General features: G+C 62.7%; 18 protein-coding genes and 1 pseudogene. 10 read left to right on the top strand and 9 right to left on the bottom strand.

The annotated features are described in order from the left end of the window. Positions 1-6: 6 nt before the first annotated feature. Positions 7-813, bottom strand: a complete 807-nt coding sequence (locus MKD51_RS15340; protein WP_240241361.1) for a DUF6270 domain-containing protein — start codon at positions 811-813, stop codon at positions 7-9. Positions 814-1,033: 220 nt separating this feature from the next. Here MKD51_RS15340 and wecC point away from each other — a divergent pair, with 220 nt between their 5' ends. From wecC to MKD51_RS15325, 3 genes are all read left to right on the top strand, one after another. Beyond that, positions 1,034-2,278, top strand: a complete 1,245-nt coding sequence (gene wecC / locus MKD51_RS15335; protein ID WP_240241360.1) for a UDP-N-acetyl-D-mannosamine dehydrogenase — start codon at positions 1,034-1,036, stop codon at positions 2,276-2,278. A gap of 37 nt (positions 2,279-2,315) precedes the next feature. Then, positions 2,316-3,566, top strand: a complete 1,251-nt coding sequence (locus tag MKD51_RS15330) for a glycosyltransferase family 4 protein (protein WP_240241359.1) — start codon at positions 2,316-2,318, stop codon at positions 3,564-3,566. 134 nt (positions 3,567-3,700) lie between these two features. Continuing rightward, on the top strand, positions 3,701-4,345 hold the full coding sequence (locus MKD51_RS15325) for a CatB-related O-acetyltransferase (RefSeq protein WP_240241358.1): 645 nt from the start codon (positions 3,701-3,703) through the stop codon (positions 4,343-4,345). A gap of 195 nt (positions 4,346-4,540) precedes the next feature. On the opposite strand, the gene MKD51_RS15320 is transcribed toward MKD51_RS15325, so the two are convergent. Then, on the bottom strand, positions 4,541-5,863 hold the full coding sequence (locus MKD51_RS15320; protein WP_240241357.1) for a hypothetical protein: 1,323 nt from the start codon (positions 5,861-5,863) through the stop codon (positions 4,541-4,543). Between the two features lie 295 nt (positions 5,864-6,158). Here MKD51_RS15320 and MKD51_RS15315 point away from each other — a divergent pair, with 295 nt between their 5' ends. The 4 genes from MKD51_RS15315 (at position 6,159) to MKD51_RS15300 (ending at position 12,929) form a co-directional block, all read left to right on the top strand. After that, positions 6,159-7,412, top strand: coding sequence for a nucleotide sugar dehydrogenase (locus MKD51_RS15315; protein ID WP_240241356.1), 1,254 nt, complete (start codon positions 6,159-6,161; stop codon positions 7,410-7,412). Positions 7,413-7,527: 115 nt separating this feature from the next. Next, a complete protein-coding gene (locus MKD51_RS15310) occupies positions 7,528-9,018 on the top strand; it encodes a glycosyltransferase (protein ID WP_240241355.1) in 1,491 nt (496 codons plus the stop codon). Further along, a complete protein-coding gene (locus tag MKD51_RS15305; protein WP_240241354.1) occupies positions 9,019-12,348 on the top strand; it encodes an FkbM family methyltransferase in 3,330 nt (1,109 codons plus the stop codon). Then, complete coding sequence (locus MKD51_RS15300; RefSeq protein ID WP_240241353.1) at positions 12,345-12,929, top strand: hypothetical protein; 585 nt, start codon at positions 12,345-12,347, stop codon at positions 12,927-12,929. Before MKD51_RS15305 ends, MKD51_RS15300 begins: the two co-directional genes overlap by 4 nt. A 28-nt stretch (positions 12,930-12,957) precedes the next feature. Here MKD51_RS15300 and wecB read toward each other — a convergent pair whose 3' ends face one another. The 4 genes from wecB to MKD51_RS15280 form a co-directional block, all read right to left on the bottom strand. Continuing rightward, entirely contained in the window at positions 12,958-14,088 is a 1,131-nt protein-coding gene (wecB, locus tag MKD51_RS15295; RefSeq protein ID WP_277604040.1) for a UDP-N-acetylglucosamine 2-epimerase (non-hydrolyzing), read from the bottom strand. A 37-nt stretch (positions 14,089-14,125) separates the two neighbouring features. Next, a complete protein-coding gene (locus MKD51_RS15290) occupies positions 14,126-14,965 on the bottom strand; it encodes an ABC transporter ATP-binding protein (protein ID WP_240241351.1) in 840 nt (279 codons plus the stop codon). After that, positions 14,952-15,914, bottom strand: coding sequence for an ABC transporter permease (locus MKD51_RS15285; protein WP_240241350.1), 963 nt, complete (start codon positions 15,912-15,914; stop codon positions 14,952-14,954). Before MKD51_RS15285 ends, MKD51_RS15290 begins: the two co-directional genes overlap by 14 nt. A gap of 79 nt (positions 15,915-15,993) precedes the next feature. Next, positions 15,994-17,670: a glycosyltransferase gene (locus MKD51_RS15280; protein WP_240241349.1), complete on the bottom strand. Its 1,677-nt coding sequence runs from the start codon at positions 17,668-17,670 to the stop codon at positions 15,994-15,996. A 499-nt stretch (positions 17,671-18,169) separates the two neighbouring features. On the opposite strand from MKD51_RS15280, the gene MKD51_RS15275 reads away from it, so the two are divergent. Together MKD51_RS15275 and MKD51_RS15270 are read left to right on the top strand one after the other, a co-directional pair. After that, complete coding sequence (locus tag MKD51_RS15275) at positions 18,170-19,657, top strand: hypothetical protein (protein WP_240241348.1); 1,488 nt, start codon at positions 18,170-18,172, stop codon at positions 19,655-19,657. A 397-nt stretch (positions 19,658-20,054) separates the two neighbouring features. Beyond that, entirely contained in the window at positions 20,055-20,390 is a 336-nt protein-coding gene (locus tag MKD51_RS15270; RefSeq protein ID WP_240241347.1) for an Lsr2 family protein, read from the top strand. A gap of 147 nt (positions 20,391-20,537) precedes the next feature. Here MKD51_RS15270 and MKD51_RS15265 read toward each other — a convergent pair whose 3' ends face one another. Continuing rightward, positions 20,538-21,251, bottom strand: coding sequence for an SGNH/GDSL hydrolase family protein (locus MKD51_RS15265; RefSeq protein WP_240241346.1), 714 nt, complete (start codon positions 21,249-21,251; stop codon positions 20,538-20,540). A 53-nt stretch (positions 21,252-21,304) separates the two neighbouring features. Further along, the gene (locus MKD51_RS15260) at positions 21,305-22,651 is read right to left on the bottom strand and encodes a hypothetical protein (RefSeq protein ID WP_240241345.1); all 1,347 of its coding nucleotides are present in this window, start codon (positions 22,649-22,651) and stop codon (positions 21,305-21,307) included. 149 nt (positions 22,652-22,800) lie between these two features. Between MKD51_RS15260 and MKD51_RS15255 the strand changes: the two are divergent. Further along, positions 22,801-23,398: pseudogene (locus MKD51_RS15255) on the top strand (transposase); the annotation flags it as partial. Positions 23,399-23,503: 105 nt separating this feature from the next. Here MKD51_RS15255 and MKD51_RS15250 read toward each other — a convergent pair. Beyond that, complete coding sequence (locus tag MKD51_RS15250) at positions 23,504-24,295, bottom strand: DapH/DapD/GlmU-related protein (RefSeq protein WP_240241344.1); 792 nt, start codon at positions 24,293-24,295, stop codon at positions 23,504-23,506. Between the last annotated feature and the right edge of the window lie 224 nt (positions 24,296-24,519).

The raw sequence follows: 24,519 nt of genomic DNA, 5'->3' as shown, positions 1-24,519 counted from the left end.
AGCGGCTCAGTCGTCGCCAGACGTTTCCTCTACGGGGTGTTGCTCGGCGGCATGTAGTCCGCTGATGCCGTGGACCTCGCGCACCTGCCACAGCACCTCGCGATAGACCTCGGGCGTGTAGTGGAAGGGAGCGAGGCCCCAACGGTGGTTCGGGTCGGCGAGCACCTTCTCGACCGGCAGCTCCACCATGTGGTGGCCGGTCTGGCGCAGGTAGTCGTAGTAGCGCTGGTAGTTCTTGTTTGCGTCGCCCGCCCGCACGCCCATGCTCCACGGGGTCGTCTTGCCCTCCGTGGTGCGCAGCGCCCAGGGCACGTCGAGCACGATCGTGCGGTCGAAGAGATTTAGTTTGCGCAGCCGCTCGTCGAAAGCGTCGACGTGCTTGGTCCAGAGGGCAAAGTGATCGTTGCTGCCCAAGGGGATGTGCTCGGCCTCCTCGAGCACTGATGACACGGACTCGGCACGGATGGTGTCGATGCTTCGGGTCACGATCGAGCCGTCAGGGAAGCGGTGCACTCCGTGCCGCTCGTCGGCGAGATCCCAGAGGAGGACATCGAGCTCTCCCGCCATGCCGTCGAGTCGATCCAGGAGGTTCCCGACGAAATCTGCGCGGATCATGCGCTCTTGGAACTTCGACGTGATGCCGAGCGAATCTGGCAGGTGTCCCGAGGCGTCTACGCCCGCCGAGATGAGCGACTGTCGTGCGACGTACCCACGCAGGTCGATGCTGTCGGCGTCAGCGAATTCGATCGTGTCGCGGGCGACGCAACTCCCAAACACCATCACTCGGGTGGCGGTGCCTTCAGGCTGTGTCACTGGACTCCAACGATGCAGAGACGGCGCCGTGCGCCGTGAGGATGAGGTCCAAGATACCGGTCTGGTGGACTGCCGCCGCCCGCGCGCTGCTTGGGCGGCGGGCGTCAGGCACATGGGACAGTAGGTTTGGGTCTTGGATCGTGTAGTCACGCTGACCCGAGGTTGCTCCAACATGGATTGGCCGACGTCACAACGAGGAATGGAATCAACGAGGACCCGTATGGAAACCGATCAGATCGTTTGCGTCGTTGGGCTCGGCTATATCGGCTTGCCGACCGCGGCAATTCTGGCGGCGAACGGGAGCACCGTGATCGGCGTAGATGTCAACGAGCGACACGTTGACGAGGTCAACGCCGGACGAGTCCCCTTTGTTGAACCAGATCTTGAATCTGTTGTGGCAGGCGTGGTCGCGCAGGGGCGGCTGCGAGCTCAAGCCCAGGTGCCGGAGGCGGCGATCTTCATTGTGGCCGTGCCGACGCCCGTCACGACGACGCATGAGGTAGACGACTCGTTCGTCCTGGCTGCGGCTGACTCGATCGCGCCGAAGCTGCACGGCGGTGAGTTGATCATCCTCGAATCGACTTCGCCTCCCGGGCTCACTGAACGAATGGCAGAGCGCATCTTGGCGCTCCGAACCGACCTGACAGGTGGCTCAGGGGAGTCGAACAGTCTTTACTTCGCCCACTGTCCAGAGCGAGTCTTGCCCGGCCGGATCATGGTCGAGATCGTCAGCAACGACCGAATCATCGGTGGAGTCACGCCCGATGCCGCCGAGCGAGCGCGCGAGCTGTACGCCACCTTCTGCAGAGGAGAACTTCTGCTCACGGATGCGCGGACGTCGGAGATGGCCAAGCTGGCCGAGAATTCTTACCGCGATCTCAACATCGCTTTCGCGAACGAGTTGTCTGTCATCAGTGACCGTCTTGGCATCGATGTTTGGGAACTGATCGAGCTCGCGAACCACCACCCTCGAGTGGATATTCTGAAGCCGGGCCCGGGAGTCGGCGGTCATTGCATCGCAGTGGACCCGTGGTTCATCGTCGCTGCCGCACCAGACGACGCGAGACTTGTGCGCCTGGCCCGCGAGGTCAACGACGCTAAGCCCGCATTTGTTCTGGAACAGGTGCTAGCAAAGGCTGCTCGATACCGCACGCCAGTGATCGCTGCGCTCGGGATCGCATTCAAGGCAGACATTGACGACCTACGTGAGTCGCCGTCAAAGGCGATAGTGGAGAACCTCGCCATCGCTCTGGCGCACGGAACATTGCTGGTCGTTGAGCCGAACGTGAGCGACCTTCCGGATGAGCTGGCCAAACTCGACAACGTTGAACTTGTCGACGTGCATGCAGCGATCGGACGCGCAGACATCGTGCTAGTACTCGTCGATCATCAGCCGTTCAAGACTCTTGATCGCGCGTTGTTGAAGGAGAAGGTCCTCGTGGACACCAAGGGACTATTTCGGTGAAGTGCTCGGTCACACTCGGCGAAGAGGCAGCGGCAAGGTGCGACTGCTGCTCCTGAGTCACTACTTCGAGCCTGAGAACGGTGCTCCGCAGCGCCGATGGCGCGCACTGATCGATCGTTTCGTCGAGCGGGGGGTTGAAGTGGACGTCGTCGCCCCTGCTCCGCACTATCCGTCCGGTCGCCTGATTGCCGCTCACAGAGCAGGGTCGAGTCCGGGACAAACGGAGACTGGCCCGAAGGGCGATCGCGTCCACCGAGTGTCGTTTATTCGCCACGACGGAAGCATCTTGAGGCGCACGCTGGACCATGTCTGGGTCTCGCTGGTTAGTGCCCGTCGCGTCGGTTCGTTGATGAGGGACGAAGCGCATCGCCCCGACGTCGTGGTTGTTACCGCCCCAGCCCTGCCCACGATCGTGGCCGGACGCTGGATTGCGAAGAGACATCGCGTCCCCTTGATCATCGAGATGCGAGACGCATGGCCAGACCTCGTCTCCCACACTCCTGGTCTCCGCGGAGGCCGTTCACTCAAGTCTTCTGTGAAGGATTCTCTGCATACTGCCATTACGTCGCTCCAGAAGGCAGCCGATGTGGTGGTCACAACCACTCAGAGTTTTGCAGAGGTTCTCCGCCGACGTGGTGTCAAGGACACCGTGGTGATCCGCAACGGGACCGATCCGGAGAGGTACGAAGCGATCGGCCGAGCTGGGGCGGACCATGACAACTTGCGTGTGCTATATATGGGCACGATTGGGCGCAGTCAGGGACTGGAGGCAATCGTGCATGCGGCGGCCCGGCTTAGCGCGGAGCAGATCCCGATCGAGGTGCGCGTTGTCGGCGCAGGGGCGGACCACGCTCGTCTAAGGAGCTTGAACGGCCAACTCGGGAATCCGATTGACCTTCGACCCGCGGTCCTGCCCGAAGAGGTCATGGATCACTATCGTTGGGCGGACACGTGTGTCGTCTCTCTCCGAGATTGGGAACCGTTCAAGTGGACAGTACCTTCGAAGCTGTATGAACTGATGGCCACAGGGAAGCACCTGACCGCAATGCTTGCTGGTGAAGCTGCTGCGATCGTCGAGGAAACGCAATGCGGTTTGCTCGTCGAGCCCGGCGACGTTGACGGCCTCGTAGCGGGTTGGCGAACGCTGGCTGCCGACCGCTCGCAGTTGGAGATTGGCGATGGGGGGCGCGGTTGGGTGCGTGCAAACGTCACCTATGATCGTCTGGCCGAACTGTATCTAGAGTTGTTCGACAGGCTTGCAGGCACCCAGCAGCGCGTCGCGCGATGAAGATGGCACTCGGACTCGAGCGAACTTCCTCGGAGAGAAGAGATCAAATGGCCATCGAGTCGAACTCTGAGCCTTCGGCCAGCGAGGCTGAGGTTGACAGCCAGAGCTACGCAGCACCGAGGGTGAGTCCAGTCGTGAGCAACAACTGGGTGGTGTACGCGGAACCCGAGGCGCGCCTGCACCGCGTCGAGCTTCACGGCAGCGTTTGGGTGGGCTTCGCGTCGTACGTGAACTCTGGAGCGATCCGCTCGTACGTCGAGATCGGTCGGTATTGCAGCATTGGCCGTGATGTCTCCCTGGGACTAGGCCACCACAACATCAAGGGAATCTCGGGATCGCCATTCTTCGCTGGCTTGACGGTGGACAAGATGCCGCTGGCGGCGGAGAACCCGCGTCGTCGCGTGATTATCGGTCACGATGTATGGATCGGCGATGGCGTCAAGATCCTGTCAGGCGTGACGGTAGGGCATGGAGCGGTCCTGGCCGCGGGTTGTGTCGTCACCAAGGATGTGCAGCCCTACGAAATCGTTGGCGGAGTGCCTGCACGCACGCTCACGTGGCGCTTTGAACCCGAGACGATTGATAAGCTACTGCGACTCGAGTGGTGGAATATTGCGCCGGGTTGGCTTCGCGGCAATCTCTTTGGCGACATTCAGAACTGCATATCGGTACTCGAGAGTGCTGGGGCGCACGCTCCACAGTTCGCGCTGCCTCGAATCGCCGTGCGGCCGGAGTCGGTCGCTGCAGCGCCTTCGACATCCACTAGGTCGGCCCCCTAGCGGCAGTAGCGCCATCGCCGAACGGTGGCGCGCCAGTCCCAGCGTGCGCGCGAGACCCTGCCAGATCGCTCCGATGCGCCGCAGAGCAGATGCGTCGAGCCGCTGGGATCCGGTTCGAGATGATTCACCGCGGGTCGATCACTGCTACGCATGGGCAAATGCCTTGGTACCGCCCCAGCAACCCTGCCGGCGAGACTAGCCAGGAAACCGGTCCTGCCTCGGAGGTGAGCCAGGGGCGCCCCTCCATGCCATGAAGCGGCGAATCCTGTCGGTTGTGTCAGCGCGATTGAGCGGGAAGTGGCCGCCTCGGTTGAGATTCCAAGCGGAGTAAAGTTCGATCTCCCCGGTGTGCGCACCCCAGCCGTGGTCGTGGGAAATTTGCATAGTCTGATCGACGAAGTAGCGGAATTGACTGAGGATATGCGTACGATCGCGGAGATTTTGGAGGTACATGTAGTCTGGCACGTGCTTTTCGTGGAAGAATCTGTGCGTCGCGTCGACCCTGTGAAGTAGTTCTTCAGGCACTTCCTGAATCCTCGGGACCCCGAAAGCGACACGCGCAGCATGGTGTGCCTCGTTCTGATGTGAGTAGGCACGCATATCTACTTGCGGGATATCGACAACGACTCTGGAACCCGGAAAGCATGCCGCCATTTGGAACGATGAGAAACCACCTGCGGAGCCCCCAGTGAAGACTACTTGCTCCGGTCGGAGGCCGAGCTCCGCCGCGACCCGGCTCACAATACCCGCAAACTCGCGCGCCGTGTCTCTGGTCGTGGTTCCGAACCACCAACCGGCGTTCAGTGTTTCGTCGAGGTACAGGTTGGGATCGTTGACGGCAATGTAAGAGGCCCCGGGAAGGTCCTCCGCCCAACTCCACCGTTGGAAAAGCGGAACCTGTACGGAATTGCGAACGAGTGCGCTCTGCCCGAACACGATGAGCAGCTGGCTACCGGTCTTGAGGTCCATCAAGAAGTCGTACCTCATGCCATCGGCGTGGATTGTGGTATGCCCAGCGTCGCCTGGTCGGGGCCGGAAGTCGTCCAATGTCGCGTACTCATACCGACCATCAGGGAAGTCCGTCTTCGTGGGCTTGAAAACGCTACCGCTGGGTTGCATGCGAACGAACCGGGCGAGATGGCCGCCGACTCGCTTGGCGAACTCATCGGGATCGTCAGTTGGAATTCCGACGACAAGGACCCGATCGTCTTGAACCAGGCGGTGGAAACGCACCAGCGCGATCAAGCGAGTTCGAGGAGGCAAGGTAGCGGCGAGCTCACTAAGATTCGTTGACCCGTCGGCACTGAAATCAGTCGTGAACACTACTGCTTGTTCATCACCGCGCGATTGACTCCAATACTCGACGAACGAAACGAGGTTCGCGAGGGTGTCTCGACTCCGGTCAAAGCTACTTGTCAGATTGTGGCGATGGATCTGGAAGGTTTCGAAGTAGGCGTCGATGGCGGTACCGGGGGCATCAATTGAAGCCACCCACCGGATAAGCTGATCGCTGAACATATTTCCTGTATCCACTCGTAGGGGTCCGCGACATCGACCGCTTCTTTGAGGGCGACTATTCAAATTAACTGGTGCTGGCCGTTGCGGGTGGGCCCCATCCGAAACGACGAATCGTTCCGTAAGCATACCTAGGCTCGGTACCGTCCGAGAGCAGGCGGCGGGGGTCGAGAGGGGTGGCTTCGGCCGACCAAGGGTCTCGACCGGCGTCGGCCGCAGCTTCGTCGCCCTCGCCGCGGCGCGCGAGCCCGACACTACGGCCGACTAGTATTTGCGGCGGAAGTCGAATGGGGATGGCATGGGACGCGAAGTAACAATCATCGGTCAGGGATACGTGGGCCTTCCGTTGGCCCAGGCTGCGACCGAAGGCGGCTGGACAGTGCACGGCCTGGATGTGAGCGACCGGATTACCTCCGCGCTCAACGCCGGCCGCTCGCACGTTGGCGACCTGAGCGATGCGGACATCGCGACGATGCTCGACGCAGGTTACCGAGCCACCACCGATCCAAGCGTGATCACTCGCTCGCAGGTTGTCGTGATCTGCGTGCCGACCCCGCTCGGTGATGGTGGAGGACCCGATCTCGCAGCGGTGCGCGGCGCCGCTTCAACGATCGGCCGATACCTGAAGGCCGGCACATTGGTTCTGCTTGAGTCGACCACTTACCCGGGCACGACCGAGGACGTGCTCGCACCGATTCTCGAGGAGGGAAGTGGGCTCAAGGCGGGCCAAGGTTTCGAAGTCGCGTTCTCCCCGGAGCGGGTTAACCCCGGTGACCCCGTGTACGGCATTAAGAACACGCCGAAGCTGGTCGGTGGAATGGGCCCGACCGCTACGAAGCTGGCGATCGACTTCTACTCGTCCTTCGTGGATGAGGTCGTGCCTCTGTCGGGTCCGAAGGAGGCCGAGACAGCGAAGCTGCTCGAGAACACCTTCCGACACGTAAACATCGCTCTCGTGAACGAGATGGCAAAGTTCTGCCATGAGATGGGAATCGACATCTGGGAAGTGATCCGCGGTGCGGGAACCAAGCCGTTCGGCTTCATGAAGTTCACTCCCGGCCCTGGTGTTGGCGGCCATTGCATCCCAATCGATCCGAACTACCTCGCGTTTGAGGTCAAGAACCAGCTCGGTTACCCCTTCCGGTTTGTTGAGCTTGCCCAGGAGATCAACAACTCCATGCCGGACTACGTGGTCACGCGCGTCTCCAGACTCCTCAACGATCAGTCCCGGTCGGTTCGGGGCGCGCGCGTGCTGCTGCTAGGCGTCACGTACAAGCCCGACATTGCGGATCAGCGCGAGTCTCCCTCGATTGCGGTCGCTGACCGGCTGCGGGAGTTGGGGGCGGAGGTGTCGTTCCATGACCCTTACGTCTCCAATTGGCGACTGGCCAGCGGCGTGCTAGAGCGAGTCGAGAACCTTGATGACGCGCTGCAGGGCTCTGACGTCGCGGTGCTGCTGCAGGCTCACTCGGCATACGATCTGCGCGCGCTGCAGGACAAAGCCAGTTTGTTCTTCGACACTCGCGGCAAGACTGACGGACTGAAGCTCTGACGAGCCAGGCAGCGGGGCGGATTAGGTGATGTTCCGGAACCGGAGGCTCCGGCCGCGGCCCATAGAGGTTGTCGTCGCGGCGGCCATAGCTGGAGTGAAGAGCCTCGGTGTTCTGGTGACCGTGCTGGCCGAGGGGGATGCCCTGGAGCTCGCGGTTGTGTGGTGGCTGGTTTCCGATGCAGTCGCGTTCGGGCTGCTCGCGCTTGCGATCGTTTGGACGCTGCGGGTGTTGACTGGTCGAGTCCACACTCAAGTGGTCCTGGCTCTCAAGGAGCAGGCTGATCGCGTCATCGCTGAGGTGCGTTCTGTTAGAGAGAAGCAATCGCGACACGAGTATCGGCATGCGCTGCAGCTGAGTGAGCTGCGGCGTGAACTGGCTGACGTGCGAAGCGACACGGAGTATGTCGCGGGTAGGCAGGAGCGCGTCGGCACAACGCCGTCAGAGAGCCTGCGCGTTCTCATGGTGACCAGTAACGGCGCCGGGCTCGGGCACCTGACGCGATGCCTCGCCCTCGCAGCGGAGTTCCCTTTGGGCTGGTCCGTCGATATTCTGACCCTCTCCACCGGCTGGCGCAGAGTGGACCCTGGAGCGGCGGCGCTGCACTACTTTCCCAGTAAAGATCGGCTGGGACTGCCACAGCCTGAGTGGCACCGACGCTTTGCTCGGGCGTTTGCTGCGCTTGCAGACGATCTCAAGCCTGATGTCATTTTCTTCGACGGCACCGTCGTCTATCGAGGCGTGCACGAGACAGCGCGCCAGCGTTCGATCCCGTTCATCTGGATCGTGCGGGGCGGCTGGAAGGCCGGCATCGCAACTGAGCAGACGAAATCTCCGGAGCGCATCGCTGACGGGGTCCTCCTTCCAGCGGACTTTGCGATCGGAGAAGAGCAGGCCCCGGTGTCGACGGATCGGGTCGCGGTGCTCCGGACGCCACCGCTGGTATATGCCCCCTCCGTCCTTGATGGTCGAGCTGCGCGCGAGGCACTTGGGCTCGCGGAGCGAGAGCGACATGTACTCGTGCAACTGGGCGCCGGGAACATCGACGATATTGGCGACAAGCTTCTAGCAGTGGTTGCTGCGATCGAGAGGCTCGGTGGAAACTGGAGAGCGGTCGTGGTGGATTCGCCCATCACTGGACAGCTCGCGGAACTTCCTGAGCACGTCTCCCGAATCGCGGCCTACCCGTTGTCGCGCTACTACCGAGCGTTTGAGTTTGTCGTCGTCGCCGCCGGCTACAACACCGTGCAGGAGGTGATTGCTCTGCGTGTGCCGGCAGTTCTCGTTCCGAATCATGAGACGCTGACCGACGATCAGGGTGGACGCGCCGCAGCAGCTGCCGATCGGGGCCTGGTGCTGAGCGCTTCGACTCTGGAGCAGATCGCCACCGGAGTTGAGGCACTCGCGCGAGACGATCAACGTGCAACCCTGCTGGCTGCCTTGGAAGGACTTGGCTTGGAGCGCCACGCGATAGAAATTGCTCCCTGGGTCGAAGACGTGATCGCGCAGGCCGCACTCACTAGTCGCGTTACTGTGGCGAAGTCAGCGAATCTGAAGTTGGCTGAGACAGTCGCGGCCGATGCACCGACTACCGAAACGGAGCGATAGTTGAGCCCCCAGGACCAGCGGGATCTCGAGGAAGTCCAGATCACCGTCGAGGGCTCGCCTTTGCGGATGTTCGGGTACCCCGAAGATCACATCTTCGATCGGATCAAGAGTCGTCGCGAGCCATATGAGCACGACTTGCTCACGTTTGTGCATGAGGTGTTGGGGTCGCGTCCGAGTGGCGTCGTGGTGGATGTCGGCGCGAATCTTGGCAACCACACTGTGTACTTCGCTGCAGTGATGGGGCGTGAAGTCATAGCAGTTGAGCCTGAGCCGGAGAACCTCAAGGCGTTGAGGAAGAACATCGACGCGAACGGCATCGTCGATCGGGTCGAGGTCCACGCTGTTGCGGCTTGGAATGACTTCGGCCATGTCGAGCTAGAGCAGCAAATCGAGGGCAATCGCGGCACTTTCAGCGCTCTGGCGCGGGACGACGGCCCTATCGTTGGCGAGCCGCTCGACTCGATCGTCGGCGATCAAGAGGTTGCGCTGGTCAAGATCGATGTCGAGGGTGCTGAGGCCAGGGTCATCGAGGGGGCGCTGGCAATACTTGAACGGTGGCATCCAGTACTCGTCGTAGAGAGCCATGGTCCACGGGCGATCGCATCGATCTCGAAGCACCTTGAGCCGCTTGGCTATCGCCGCAGCGCCGTGCTCGGCCTCAGCGACAACTACATGTGGGTAGCGCCGCCCGAGACCGCCAACGAGATCGGCAAATTGTTCAACCTGGAGACCGCAAGGAAATTCCAGAAGCTGGTGCTGCACAACTCCGATGTGCAGGGTCGACGCCTCCTTGCACTCGGCGAACACCTCGATGAGCTGTCGGACGCGGTCGCGAAAGCTTCTACGTTCGAGGCCGATGCTAAGCAAGGCATCGCATCGCGGATCAGCGACCTTACCCGGCAGCTCCATAGCGCGTTTGATGAGCGCCGGCGCTTCGAGCGCCAGGCGCTGAGTCACTCCGGTGCCCAGAGCGAACGACTCGAAGTGCTCGGGAGTGCGCTCGGAGAATTCAGCAACGTCGTCGCCCAGGGCAAGGTCGGGGGAGAGCTCGCTGAGGAGAGGGTGTCCGCCGAGCTTCGCAGCATCGACGAGGCACTCCGCCTCTCGGATGAAAGCACGAGGCGACTCGGGGACGTGGCTGTCCAACGAGTCAGCGAGCAGGACGCCCGTCTGGGAGAGCTCGACCAGAAAATCGTGGACGTGTCGTCGACAGTTGCGAACGCGGAGGACATCCGCGACCACCTCGCGTCCGCCATCAACAGTTTGGACGACCGGATCCGGGAATCCGTCGATGAAATCGTCGGCGGTCATGTTGCCGCCATTGATGAAGCACGAAGTGATCGAGAGTTGTTCAGGGAGCAGCGCGATCGGGTAGCGCGTGCGTACGCTCAACTGTCGCGGCGCTACGCACAGGCGCATCCCGGTGAGTGGTCTACCGGCGCTGCGATCCGAGGCGCACTTGGTACTGGTGAACTGAGTGAGCTTGTCCAGGAAATCCTGGATCGGCCGGACATCGACGCAGTCGCAACGTCGCCGACTGATGGCACGCGCGAACTACGGATGGCCCGTCGTGGTCGGGACCCGATTCGGATTGGCATTGCCTCGATGCCAGGACGCGAGGAGGCATTAGCGCAGGTGCTGCGAATACTCTCGCCGCAAGCAGATGAGGTCTTCGTCTATCTCAACAACTCGGAGGAAGTGCCCCCGGAGCTTCATGCGTTGCACAATGTCCGCTATTTCACGGGCCCCGACCTCGGCGACCGAGGCAAGTTTAGTTTTCTGGATGGCTTCAGCGGGTATTACCTAACCTGCGACGACGATATTGCCTACGCGCGATATCACGTGTCGAGCATCATTGACGGTATCGAGAGATACGGGCGCAAGGCGATCGTGGGTTGGCACGGATCGCTCTTCACTGAGGAGTTCGAGAAGTTCTACGAATCTCGGTCACGCAAAGTCCTGTCGTTCCGGTTCCTTCGCGGCAAGGACACCGGCGTTCACTTGCTGGGCACCGGCGTGTGCGGGTTCCACACCGACACCGCCCGGCCGCAATTCGAGGAGTTTGTCCACCCGAACATGGCCGACGCGTTCCTCGCGATCCATGCTCAGAGTCGCGAGATTCCCATGGTGGTCCTGGCCCATCAGGGCGGAGAGGCGATTCCGATAGACACGCCTGGGTCTATCTCGGCAGCCTCTCTGGGCAAGGACGAGCGAGGCAAGAAGGCGTTCGACGTGGCCGCTACGGTCACAGGTCTGATTAAGGAGCAAATGCCCTGGCAGGTGATGACCGCCGAACCTGTCTTTGTTCGTGATCGCTACCGTGTCGCGATCGTGGGTCGAACGGATAGGGCGCGCTGGAAGAAGGGCGGGATACTGAAGTCCTGCCATCTGACTCGAGAGATGTTGCTCGCCCACGGCTGGGATGCCTACATGGCGGACATCGAAACCGGTGATCCGATGGGCCTTGAGGGGTACAAACCCGATCTGGTCATGGTGTATGTCGGCGATCCGGAGCGCCCTGACTTCGCACGAGTGATTGAGATCGTGGAATCGCACGCAGCCCAGGGCAGAAAGGTGCTTGTCAATCTGTCTGACAACGCTCGCCCGACGCGTCACGACGCCATTGTCGAGAGGATGCGCATCTGGGGCTCAAAATTCCCGGGGCGCATCAAAATGATGACGTTCTCCGCGGAAGCGGGGCGGCGCCCAGGCTTGCAGGAAGTTTCGGACAACGGCCTCGTCGTGCCTATCCCGAAGACGCTCGTGTATGAGGACACGGGGGTGGCGAACTTCTCTGATTCGTCCGCCATCTTCGTTGGGGACATTGCGAAGCTCTCGGATGCGAGTCTGATCGGCGGCGAGGGTCGCGCCTGGATCGACGGCATCCGCCGAGCTGTTCCGGAGGCGAAGATCGTAGGCGTCAGGCAATACTCGCCACGTTTCGCAGTGGATCTGGGTATTGACGAGGTGTGGCCGTTCCTGCAGGGCCGAGAGTTTGTGGATCGTCTTCAGGAGGTCCGAGTTGCTGTCAGCGCAGTGAAGTTCGCAACTTTCGAGATGGTGCCAGTAGAAGTCGCGGCGCTGGGGATTCCGACGTTCTATCGTGCGATGCCGCATTCGCTTTCGACATACCTCGGCCAGTCGGGGATCGAAGTCGACTCCGTTGAGGAGTTGGAGAGCCGTCTTCCGTCGGTGTACCGCGACCCGCTTCTGTGGCGTGGCTACTCAGAAGCTGGCAGATTGCGCGCGGCCAGCGCCGACTTCCAGTATGCATCGGCGAGCATGATCGTCGAGTTAGCCGCCTTTATCAAGGAAAAGGGAACAAAGTGACTCGCGTCCGACTGCGTCCGTACTTGCTGGTGGCGGTGCTTGTCGCCGTGATCCCGTTCGCCTGGGGTGTGCTGTGGGGTGCTGATGCAGGCGCCACGGTCGTTGCATCGGTGATGTTCCTCGCGCTCGCCGCAGAGGTAATTCTTGCGGTGTTGGCGATCCTGTCGTCCCTCAGGGAGAGCGCCAGATCTACCGAGAGGCGTATTGAGAAGGCGCGCTCTCAGCTGGACTGGCGCGCTCAGTACGAAACCAGCAGCCTGTTCAAGTCTCTGAAGACGCTGCATCAGGACAATGTCGCCGGTTGGCGCCAGTTGGGTGATCACCCTCACGGAGCCAGACGGCAGACTGACAGGGCAGTCAAGGCCCTCATGGTGCAGGCAGAAATTCTGCGTGGGCAGCACGAGGAGATCGCGCACTTGCGCAACCTTGTGGTGGAACTTGTGGCCCGCATCGACACTGCGCCAGAGAGCGCCATCGAGAAGCTTGCTTCCGCTGACCGATGGCTCGAAGCGTCGGTCGACGGGGCCGATGAGGGCCAGTCCGGAAGTCAGGTGAGGCGAGATCCTAAGCGGGGCCGGTGAGCAAGGGGTTCCGGGCGCACTGGATCAGTCAGCCCTTGAACTCATCCGGAGGATCGCCCAAGCCAAGGAGCGCGGCAACGGCTCCGACGGTGCGCTGGGCGGCGTGGCCGTCACCGTAAGGGTTGACCGCGTTCGCCATCGCTGAGTAGGCGCGTTCGTCAGTCAGCAGGTGATTCGCCTCGAACTCGATGCGGTCGCGATCGGTGCCAACGAGTCTGACTGTGCCTGCTTCCACCGCTTCGGGCCGCTCCGTCGATTCGCGCATGACCAGGACAGGCTTTCCCAAACTTGGCGCTTCCTCTTGGACGCCTCCTGAATCTGTGATCACAATTCGCGCCTTGGCCATGACTGTCGTGAACTCCGCGTATGACAGCGGCTCAGTCACGACGACATTCTCCAGTCCGACAAGAGCCGGTAGCACTGCCTCCCGGACCGCGGGATTTCTATGGATCGGCAGCACGATTGTGTGATCAGGATGGCGACGTGCGATGTTCGCGAGTGCGATGCCGATCTCATGCATTCCACTCCCCAGGCTTTCTCGCCGATGCATAGTAGCGAGAATGATCGCTCTGGAGGAGGCGAGCGCCTTGGCGAGCGCGGCATCGGTCGGCGCCGTCTTCCAAGCTGCGGCTTGGAGCAGGGCGTCGATCACCGTGTTCCCAGTCACGATGATCTTCTGCGGGTCGACCGCCTCACGGAGCAGGTTGTCGCGTGCGCCGCGCGTCGGTGCGAGATGAAGGCTAGCGACTTGGGTCACCAGCTTACGATTGCCTTCCTCCGGGAAGGGCGAACTGATGGTGCCGGTTCGCAGGCCGGCCTCGAGATGTACGACGCGCACCTGCCGATTGAACGCGGCGATGGCGGCCGCCATCGCCGTGGACGTGTCACCTTGTACGAGCACGACATCCGGTTGTTCGCTGACGAGCAGTGAATCAAGGCCAGCAATCGCGCGGGACACGAGGCCGTTCAACGGTTGGCCAGGTTTGAGCAGGTTGAGATCGTGCCTCGGTGTGACGCCGAACATCGTGTTCACTTGGTCGAGCATTTCTCTGTGCTGACCCGTCACAACTGGGACCGACTCAAATCGAGGATCGCCGTCAAAGGCCTCGATGACAGGGGCGACTTTGATCGCCTCCGGACGGGTCCCATAGACCGTCATGACGCGGAATTGCCTCATAGCAATGTGCCCACAGCCGTCATTGGGAGAAGCTTGGAGGATGGGTCTCTGTCGCGCGCAGGAGCGCGCTCTTCGCTGCTTCGTCCTTGCCCAACGCGATGCTATGCGCGTAGTAGCGATACATGTGCGCCACTTCTTCAGCAGGACCGTCAGCGATGAGCGTGCCCGCATCCAGCCAGAGCGCGCGAGTACACATCTCCTCAATTGCCTTGGCGGCGTGACTGACCAGGAAGACTGTGCCCGCGCGCGTGATCAGACCGTGCATCGCTTCCTTAGATCTTTCGGCGAAGGACGCGTCACCGGTGGACAGTGCCTCATCGATCATTAGGATCTCAGGATCCGCAGCGGCCGAGATTGCGAAGCGCAAGCGCGCTCCCATGCCGGAAGAGTAGGTCTTCATGGGCTGCTTGATCGCCTCACCGAGGCCCGCGAGCTGTTCGATGCGCTCTTTGGCGAAGTATGCCTCGTCGGGTGTCATGCCCATGGCGAGCGTGCCGAGCCAGATGTTGTCTTCGCCTGACAGCTCTGGAACCAGAGCGGCGCTGACCCCCAACAGCTGCGGCTGTGCGGAGGCGACGACGGTGCCCGCGGTCGCGGGTTGCAGGCCCGCGAGTACCCGGAGCAACGAACTCTTGCCGGAACCATTCAACCCGACGATTCCGACCATTTCGCCTTCACGCGCTGCCATCGTGATGCCGCGAAGGACGGGCCCGGTCACCGACTTTTTCGCACCGCTGCGCCACCAAGCACTGCCCTTGGACCGTCGCACCGTGTAGCGGAGGCGCACGCTCTCAGCGGCAATTGTCACCCTGGGATCGCCGCTGAGCCGCCAGCCCGTCTCGAGGTCAGTCTCGCCCATAGCGCTCCTCATCCCGCCAGAAGAGCACGAAGCCGACGGCGAGAATGCCGAACGCCCATGCGCAGAGCGCGGTCCATTGCTCGAGCGGAGGTACCGCCCCATCGTTCAGGACCGTTCGATACATGTCCAAGACGATGTAGATCGGGTTCGCTTTCACGATTGCCAGCACCGTCGGGTGCTCGATGAATCGCTCGATTGGGAACAACACTGCTGAGCCGTACATCAGGAATCGCGAGACGAAGCTCATTATCTGTACAAGATCTGGAAGTACCGACCCAAACCAGCCGAAGAAAAGTGTGAAGCCCAGGTTGAGTGTCAAGTGCAGCAGAAGGATGACTGGAAACAGCGACCACGATGCACTCGGCAGCTCATGGGGCGGAATCGCCATGATGCCGACAAGCATGATGGTGATCGCGGGGAGCGCGCTCATCAGTTCTCGGAGCACGTCGGAGACGGCTAACGCGGCCCGGGGGAACGCAAAGGCTCGAATCATCGCTTTGGAACTGCGGATGAGCGTCGCGCCGCCTGCAATCGCTCGCGATGTGAGCTGAAACATGAAGACACCAACCAGCACGAACGCCACGTAGTTGTCCATGCCGCGCGACAGCTGGAGCAGGACGCCAAAAATCAGCCAGTAGAAGGCGGCATCCATCAGCGGGCGGAGCACATGCCAAAACATGCCGAGGCGCTCGTTTGAGTACCTTGTCAATGCCTCGCCACGTGCTCCGGCCCAGATGAAGTGGCGACGGTCCCAGAGTTCGGTGAAGTACTCGCGCAGGGGCGGCCGAGTCCCGACTCTTCTCAGGTGGGTCAGATCCCCGTACTGCTCGCCTAGTTTTTTGCGCAAGGGGGGCGACAACTGGCTCGCGCCTGACTTGCGCGTCGACCATGCTCGCCGCCATTGCGATCGCAGCCCACGGTACTCAGGCCGCTGCGACGTTGAGGTCATCCGAGGTCCTGGGCAATCTGTGAGGGGGCGAGCCGGAGGCGCGTGCACTGCACGCCGCACCATGGTCCCACACTGACGGTTACGAGCCGACAATAGTGAGGGTGCGACGGTAAGTTGCACCGATGGCGGGCCAAGTTAGGGCAGAGGCTCGGAGCCGCCCAAGCTTGACCATCTGATCTCGAGCGCTGCGGTCGAGCGACAGCGCCACAATGCGATTGGCGAGAGCAAGTGCATCGTTTGGTGGTACCGCTGCACCCAAGTCCTGTAGGTCTGCGCCGATGGTCTCCAGTAGGGCAGGGAGAGCGGTCACGAGAAGGGGGCGACCGCTCGCCATTGCTTCGACTGGCTTGAGCGGCGATACCGTGCGGGTTACTGCTCGATCGAGCCTAGGTACGATGAAGAGGTCAAGCGCGTCACGATAAGCGGCGATCTTTGTGCGCGGAACGCGACCCGCGAGTATCGCCGAGCCGGTCAGGCCGGAGGCCGAGATCTGGCTCTCGAGCGACTGTCGCGCCACGCCATCGCCGGCAATGAGTGCCCGAATGTCGTGCCCCATCGTGCGACCGATTCGAACTGCCTCAAGGAGCACCTCGAAACCTTCATAGTCGACCAGTGAGGACGTGGAGCCAACCCAGAAGCCAGTGCGAGGCAGACCCAAAGATTGTCGCGCATCGGCCGGCGCCGGGGGCTGCCGTGTGAGCTGGGAAGCATCGATCCCGTTTGGCACCAAAGTGATTTTTTCACGGCTGACTCCGCGCGCGGCCAGATCGTCCCTCATGCTGCTCGAAAGGGTGAACACGGCATTCGCAGCGTTCGCGAGCTCCGCTTCGCGCTCGCGAGTCAGTCGGAAGCGCGAGCTCGCGGCAGCACGTTCACGAGCCACGTCCGAGCCGAGGCTTGCAACCCAAGTCTGCTCGAGCATCCCTCGCACCTCGTACGCCCAAGGGAGCCCGATTTGCTCGGCGACCTCGCGCACAACAAGAGCATTGAGATAGTGAGTAGTCGTCTGCAGAAAAGCGGGTCTGACGTCTAATACGCGCTGCGCCAGGGCATCCGCCTGCTGGACGAGCCTGCCGTCGGGGGTCGACGCCAGCCTTGTCGGCAACGCACGGCGGTATTCGATCCCGTCGATGACATCGACGGCTGATGCGCTTAGGCCGCCCACGATGACCGGGTAGCCGCTGCGTGTCATCGCGGTCGGCGCAAGGCCCGCATCTCGCTGTGCCAGCAGCACCGCATGGGACCGCATGGTGTATCCGGACTGCGTGTGAGGCAGGGAGTTTGTTAGCAGGTGCAGCACTCCCGAGCGGTCAGCGCGGCTATCAGCGGAGTTAGGCGCTGCCCAGCACAGGCGATTGCCCGGCGTCACAAGCGCAATCTCCGCCCGTAGAGTCCGGTGTAGCCGTGATGTCGGTGCATGTTCCTCGAGTAGCCGAATGGCCAGGGAGGCGTCGCCTAGCTGCCAGGCTGCACGCGCTCGAGGGAGTGGATGTACCTGCGCGTCGTCGACCACCAGTTCCGGCCTGCCGGCGGCGTGCGCGATCTCGGCGGCGAAACGACTCAAAGTACCCGCACCTGCAAGCTCGTCGAGAAGGGCGCGAGTCGCAACTAGGTTGCCGGCGAGCCAGACCTGAACGATCTGTTGGTCGGCTCCGCGAGCAAACCGAGACGCTGCGAGAAGCGGCTCGCGAGCAGCGGGAAACCGACGGGCGACCTGGATGCCAAATGTCACAGGATCGTTGGCCAGGGAGTTCATGGCGGTATTCGTCGCCATAGCCACGTTGCCCCCCAACCGGATTGCTCGCGAAACTCCTGTCCGCAGCGTACGAAGGCGGGGTTCGTGATGTGACATGAGGCGATCCTCCCACCCCCGCCTCAGTGCAGCTGCGCCGCGGCCTGACGCGGCTCAAACGACGAGAGGCAGTTCCGTCGCGCGTCTTGGGAACCGCAACGAGTACGCGGGCCGCGGCGAGATTCCAAGGGGTGTAGTTTGGCGGCCGACCGTCGAGGAAATTGTCGTCCGGCCAAGTCGACTCCGACGGTAGCGCAGCCCAGAGTCAGGCGATGCTGCGGAACATGGTGCTTCCTGGTGGGGTCGTCCCGAGATACCTAAGGCCATCGCCCGGCGTCGTCGATTCGTCGTCCAGCTTTCGTGCTCAACAAACGTGACTCGAACTGCGACCCAGAACATCGATGGCCGATTCTGGGCTGTCGAGCCGGTCGCCTGTGAAGCCGAGGGCGGTTACTATCGACATATGCTGAAGCTCATAATCTGGGATCTCGACGACACGCTCTGGAACGGCACGCTGGCCGAGGGTGACGAGGTGCGCATCATCGAGTCAAGAGTCGACGCGATCCGTGCTCTCAACGAACAGGGCGTTGTGAACTCGATTTGTTCGAAGAACGACCCAATGGTTGCCGAAGCGAAGCTGAAGGAACTGGGCCTAGACGACTTGTTTGTTTTCTCGGAGATAGCCTTCGAGCCAAAGGGAGCTCTCGTCAAACGCATCGTGGAAGACATGTCGCTTAGATTTCCCGACGTAGTTTTCGCCGACGACAACGAACTCAATCTTCGCGAGGTCGAGCATGCTTGCCCTGGCATCGTTGCCATGGACTCCCGTGAGGCTGTGTTCGATAACTTTCTCGCCGACACCGTCGAGCAGACTCGCGGCGGGTCATCGCGACTCGCACGATACCGCATGTTGGAGCGCAAGCGTCAGGATCGCGACTCCGTTCAAGGCACGAACGAGGACTTCCTTCGTCAATGCGGAATCAAGATGGTTGTTTTGGAGCGCACCGACAACCTGCCACATGCCCGGCGGATCGAGGAACTCATCAACCGAACCAATCAGTTGAACTTCCTGAAGACTCGGGTGCCCGAGGGCTCAATGACGGACATTATTATCGAATCAACCCGTCACTTTACTTTCTCGGCCGTGGTCTGGGACAACTACGGAAATCACGGCCTTGTGGGGTTTGCCTCCGTGGCGTTCCGGCGACGGCTGGACCAATTCACGTTCTCCTGTCGAACCATGAACATGGGCATCGAGTCGGCGCTGGCGAGTGTCATGCAGAAGACTACGTTGCTGGTCGACGAAGACTTTCCTGTTGAACCGAGCTTTCCAGACTGGATCACATTGGTCGATCCAGACTCAGATGAAGCGCGCGAGCGCGTAGCGGAAGCGACCAGCCAGGTAGATGCCGACTCCACGGTGCGAGTCATGGCAAACTGCCAATCCGCTGCAATTGCGCATTATATGGCCGCTGGCGATTCAATTGACTTTGACAACTGGCCGCGAGTGTTTTCGCTGAACCGATTCGCTGCAACCAGCCACTTCCCTGGGGAGTGGCGTCCGGTCATGGTATATGGCGCATTCGTTGACTACAACAGCAACTATTGGCCGGGTTCGGTCGATCCGGGAGTCGAGCGATATCGAGTGGCCGCCCTTGCGCTCGCGGATGCTGCCGCCGCAAAGGGTAGCGATCTCGTCGTTGTGCTGCCTACCGAAGACTTCGTCGTAGAGAGGGAGGGCGAAGGTTTGACGCGCTCGCTCTACGGAGAGAAGAACGATGTTTGGCGTGCGATTGCCAGCGAGCGACCACGTGTCCGCATCGTGGAGATCTCTTCCGTGGAATCTGTGGGTTCGATCGAGGACCCCCGTCATTTCTCGCGAGATCTGCTCATTGGAATCTCCAAGTTGGTCGCTGAGAAGCTGGCGGACCTGCGGTCGGTTGCGAATTGATTCGCGGTCGACGCCTCGAGCGGTGCGCGCGGCGGCAAGAAGTGGACTGCGCGCCGCACGGAAGCGGCCCACGAACCGGATGCCAAAGGTTTGCGGTCGTCGACCACGGACCGCAACGCGGTGGTCGCTGCCATCGAGACGATCGCTAGCGATCGGGGCGCTCGCGCGGCTTTGGTGTCAGGGCTGCAGCGGAGTGTTGCGTCTGCGGGCAAGTTGGCGAATCTTTTACCTTGATGCGGCTGGTGGGTGAGTGCCGGGACATCGGTCAGTGAGGATGGGTGTCTGAGCTCGATTGGCCCATGCCCGACGTGTTGCATCTAAAAGCAACTCTGGTGCAGGCAGATCAGTTCGCACTTTGATGGGGGATCTCGCAGGAATGTGCGCTATCTTTTTCGCCATGGCAAAGAAGACTTACGTTCAACTCGTCGACGACTTCTCGGGTGACAGCATCGATGACGGCGCAGGCCGCACCGTTCGCTTCGCCTTCGACGGGGCCGAGTATGAGATCGACCTCACCAACGAGCACGTCGAGGAATTCGCCGAGACGCTCGAACGCTTCGTGCGCGCATCCCGCCGTGTCTCGGGACGCCGCAAGACGGGTGGCAATGCCCCTCGTGGCGGCGGCAGCTCAGAGACCGCCGCTATTCGCGAATGGGCCGAGTCGCAAGGGCTGAAGGTTGCCTCGCGCGGGCGCATTTCGGGGGACATTGTGGAGCAGTACCGGAATCGCTGAGAGCGATAGTTGAGAGAGGCGCCGTTTCCCGTATTGGGGGCGGCGCTTCTTGGTCTCGTGACGCGTGCGGGCTGCGCCCGCGCGCTCCTCGACCAGCGGAGGGACTACTCGACCGGCGAAGGGGTCTCGATACGCGGACTTCGTCCGCTACTCGACCAGCGGATCGCCGAGGAGCTCGTCGATGCGCTCGGCGATGAGCTGCAAGCCATCTTCGTTGGGGTGCAGGCCGTCGGAGGCGATGAGGTCGGGGCGACCCTCGAGCGGGTCGCCCAGGTCGAGGTACTCGGCACCGATGCGGTCGGCCTCGCGTTCCACGATGTCGCTCAGCTCGAGCAGCGCCCGCGGCGGCGGCGGGTCGTCCCAGATGGGCGATGTGACGATGATGCGCGCATCGGGCAGCGCCTCGCGCAGCTGCGTGTAGAACTCGGTGACGGCGGGCTCGAGCTCGGCCGTGCTGCGCGCGAGGTCGTTGCGGCCACCGGAGACGACCACGACCTCTGGATCGTAGGAGACCGCATCCGGGATCACGCCCGCGTAGTCGGGGCAGCCGCCCGTCTCGCACCAGCTCGCGTCGTGGCTCTTGGCGTAGCCCGTGCCGGAGACGCCGAGGTTCACGATCTCCCAATCGCGAAGCGTGCCGAGGATGACGGGGAAGCCCGTGCCGCTCAGCGTCGTGCCCGCGCCGACCGTGTAGGAGTCGCCGATGAAGACGGCGACGGGCCGGGTGGCGGGCGGCTCGGCGGCGGGAGTCGTCTCGTCGGCGGCAGGGCGCTCAGGGGTGCGCGGCCACAGGATGATCGTCAGCACGAGGACGACGAAGGCGGAGGCGATCGCGGTGAGGGTGATGGCGCGGCGGGACATGTGCGTGCGGGGCTCCGGTTTCGTGACGCGAGCGGGCTGCGCCCGCGCGCTCCTCAACCTACGGGGTCTGGCGGGGTGACGAGGGCTCGGACGGCCTCCAGGGGGACCGAGACCCAGGTGGGGCGGTTGCTGAGCTCGTAGACGACCTCATAGAGCGCCTTGTCGAGCAGCAGGGCGACGAAGACCGGATCGCGCTCGTCGACGGGACCCAGCGCATCCGCGTAGCCCGACAGGAACTCCTGCTGTCGGGCGTGCACCCAGTCTCCGGCGGCGGCGCCATCGGCCTCCGGCAGCTCCTGCAGCGCGGATCCGGCCGCGTAGTCGAACGAGCGCAGCATGCCGACGACGTCGCGCTGCGGCGGCTCGCGCACCATGCGCTCGTGCATCGGGCGCAGCGGCTCGCCCTCGAAGTCGATGATGGCCCAGCTGCCGTCGGCGGCGCGCAGCACCTGGCCCAGGTGCAGGTCGCCGTGGATCTGCTGCAGCTGCCCGAGCGCGCGCACCTCGCGCAGCCGTTCGCCCGCGGCCGCCAGCTGGTCATCCACGTCGGCCAGCACCCCGGCCGCCTGCTCGCGCGCCCAGGCGAGGCGCTGCTCGAGGCCGGTGATGAAGCGCAGGGCGTCGGCCTCCGACGCCTCGGCCGACCCCATCGCATCCGCCAGGTCGCGATGCACGGTCGCGACGGCGGCGCCCAGCGCGGCCGCATCGGGCAGCGCGGGCTGCTCGCCGCGCAGGGTGGCAAGCGCGTGCTGGCGGAAGAGCTCCCAGCCATCTTCGCCGCCGGCGACGAACGACGAGACCGCCAGCAGGTGGCCGCTCACGAAGGCCTCTCCCGCCGGCCAACTGGCGCTGATCGAGGCCAGCAGCCTCGGCACGGGCTCGCAACCGGCGCGCGTGAGCGCGCCCGTCACCACGACATCCGGGTTGTCACCGGGGGAGACCACGCGGAACACCTTCGCGATCCACGGCTGCTCGCCGCCGCCGATGATCGACGTGTTCGACTGCTCGCCAGCGATCACGCGGATCTCGCCTGCGGGCGCTGGCTCGCTCGTCGCCTCGCCAGTGAGGCCATCGGCCATGCGCGTGCCCGCGGCGACCTCGATGATCGCCTGCACCGCATCCGCGTCGTGCGTCGCATCGACGAGCCAGCGCCCGTCGAGCTCGGCGATCGCCGCGGGGCCAGGCTCGTCGCGCCACGCGACAGGCACCTGCAGCAGAGTGTCGCCGGCGCGCAGCAGCAGGATCGCCGCGTCGCCCAGGTCGTACGCGCGCTCGAGCGTGACATCGACCTGCTGGCCCTTCAGCGGGTACCAGCGGGTGGTCGTCATCCAGCCTGCGATGGCATCGATGACGGCCGCGTCGTCGTAACCGCTAGCGGCGCTGGGTGTTTGTGCGCTCATGGGGGTCACGATGCCAGGTGTGGCGGGGTGCTGGCTATGGGGCAGTGCGCGTGAGTTCCGGCGCTCGCCTCGACGCGCTCGTGCAGTCAGCGCTCATGAGCAGGCCGCAGATAGTTGGTCGAGAGGTTGCCCGATTGTGCCTTCAGGTGTTCAAGACCGCCTCCTCGGCGGAACTGCCGGCGGCGGTCGACATCATGGATCCGTTCCATGTCGTCCGCCTCGCCGGCAACGCGCTCGATGGCTGGCGGCGCCGCGTGCAGCAACAGCTCTGCGGCCACCGCGGCCGGAAGGGCGATCCGCTCTACGCCGCCCGCCGCCCGCTCCACACCGGCGCTGGGTTCCCCACAGATCGGCAGCAGCAGCGCCTCGACGCCCTGTCCGCCGACGATCGGCACGCGGCGGTCGAGGTTACCTGGAGTCTCTACCAGCACATGGTCGACGCCTACCGCGAACCCGACCCGGCTGGGGAAAGAAGCTGATGGTCGATTCGATCGACGCGGTCAGCGCCGGCGTCCCCGCGGCGCTGCGCGAGGTGATCACACTCGGACGTACGCTGAAGCATGGCGCCTCCGACGTGCTCGCATAGTTCCACCGACCCGGCACCTCGAACGGCCCGACGGAGGCGATGAACGGCCGCCTCGAACACCTCCGCGGCTCCGCTCTCAGCCTCCGCAACCCGACCAAATCGGCAGGACACTGCTCGAAGCCGGCGGATTCAGACCGCTACTACACCGTCCAATGCGCTGAGCCCGTTGAGCACGTCGAGGTCCTCGGATCAGATCGGGTGGTTGGCACTACCGAACCTCGGGGCCTCGACCCCCACCCGCTCACGCTCTCCCGACGTGCCTCACCCTACCGAATGTCCGAAGGGCCCCATTGTGCCGCGTATTCGTCAATATCTTTAGCGGTCAGAGGCACAGGGGAATACGGGGACTCCTCCGCTAGGCGGCCGGTCTCGATCTCCGACACGAATTTTTCCGGATCATCCACCGGGAGGGCAGATATGACATCGGGCCCAAAACGCCACCAAGCGGTCGACTGCATTCGCGACGCCAACTCTTCGGGGAAGCGACTTTTAATGATCTTTGCCGGGACACCTCCGACGATGGTGTAGGGCGCGACATCCTTCGTGACCACCGCATTGGCAGCTACCACAGCCCCGTCGCCGATCCTGACGCCGCGGGCTAGGGTGACATTCTCACCAATCCACACGTCATTACCGATACTGCACACGGGGGCAGGCGGCTCGAAAAAGTGCCGGGTCATGTGGGAACCGCTTGCAGCAACGTAGTCGCGTGTCGCGATCCAGTTCGTGTAGAAAACAGTGGACAAGGCAGCCCATTGGTGGGGGTGATCGTTTCCCATCACAGCTAGACCCTTGGCGACGGCACAGTAGCGGCCGATCTTGATGAGGTGGGCGCTCTCGATGCCAAAGGTGTACGAGAACGCACCGACGCTGTGAAGAACATTCCTGCCAGAGCCATAAAACGTCGTGTACGGCTCCAGTTCGAGGTCCTCAGTATACGACAAATATTGGCCCATGCCAGCGCCGGTCTTCTCGATAGAATCCACGCCCGGACCCATTAGGAAAATCTTCCGCTCAGCCAGTAGTGGCTGGATTCGCACGAGCTCAACCCTCTTCATACTTCGCAGTCTAATTTGACGGTCTGTGCCCCGACGTCATCGGAGCTCTTCGAACGCATTTTGGCGACGCTCCCGGCCGGCTGCAGCGCAGTCACGCGGGTCTGCTGCACGGACAGGTGACACCTGATCTGTGGTGCCGTGAGGTGCCGCTGGGAGGATGTCATCATGCCCAAGCCCTACCCGCGCGAGTTCCGTGAGGACGTCGTGCGCGTCGCTCAGAACCG

Source organism: Agrococcus sp. ARC_14, from assembly GCF_022436485.1.
Classification (GTDB): Bacteria; Actinomycetota; Actinomycetes; order Actinomycetales; family Microbacteriaceae; genus Agrococcus.
The sequence above is the reverse complement of the archived record's forward strand: the minus strand, read 5'-3'. Positions and strand labels throughout refer to the sequence as shown.

Bases quoted from the DNA above. Each gene is read 5' to 3' on its own strand.
- MKD51_RS15260 (WP_240241345.1), bottom strand. From the start codon at position 22,651: ATGAGCGCACAAACACCCAGCGCCGCTAGCGGTTACGACGACGCGGCC.
- MKD51_RS15315 (WP_240241356.1), top strand. From the start codon at position 6,159: ATGGGACGCGAAGTAACAATCATCGGTCAGGGATACGTGGGCCTTCCG.
- MKD51_RS15250 (WP_240241344.1), bottom strand. From the start codon at position 24,295: ATGAAGAGGGTTGAGCTCGTGCGAATCCAGCCACTACTGGCTGAGCGG.
- wecB (WP_277604040.1), bottom strand. From the start codon at position 14,088: ATGACGGTCTATGGGACCCGTCCGGAGGCGATCAAAGTCGCCCCTGTC.
- MKD51_RS15265 (WP_240241346.1), bottom strand. From the start codon at position 21,251: ATGTCCCGCCGCGCCATCACCCTCACCGCGATCGCCTCCGCCTTCGTC.
- MKD51_RS15290 (WP_240241351.1), bottom strand. From the start codon at position 14,965: ATGGGCGAGACTGACCTCGAGACGGGCTGGCGGCTCAGCGGCGATCCC.
- MKD51_RS15280 (WP_240241349.1), bottom strand. From the start codon at position 17,670: ATGAACTCCCTGGCCAACGATCCTGTGACATTTGGCATCCAGGTCGCC.
- MKD51_RS15285 (WP_240241350.1), bottom strand. From the start codon at position 15,914: ATGACCTCAACGTCGCAGCGGCCTGAGTACCGTGGGCTGCGATCGCAA.
- MKD51_RS15320 (WP_240241357.1), bottom strand. From the start codon at position 5,863: ATGTTCAGCGATCAGCTTATCCGGTGGGTGGCTTCAATTGATGCCCCC.
- MKD51_RS15275 (WP_240241348.1), top strand. From the start codon at position 18,170: ATGCTGAAGCTCATAATCTGGGATCTCGACGACACGCTCTGGAACGGC.
- MKD51_RS15270 (WP_240241347.1), top strand. From the start codon at position 20,055: ATGGCAAAGAAGACTTACGTTCAACTCGTCGACGACTTCTCGGGTGAC.
- wecC (WP_240241360.1), top strand. From the start codon at position 1,034: ATGGAAACCGATCAGATCGTTTGCGTCGTTGGGCTCGGCTATATCGGC.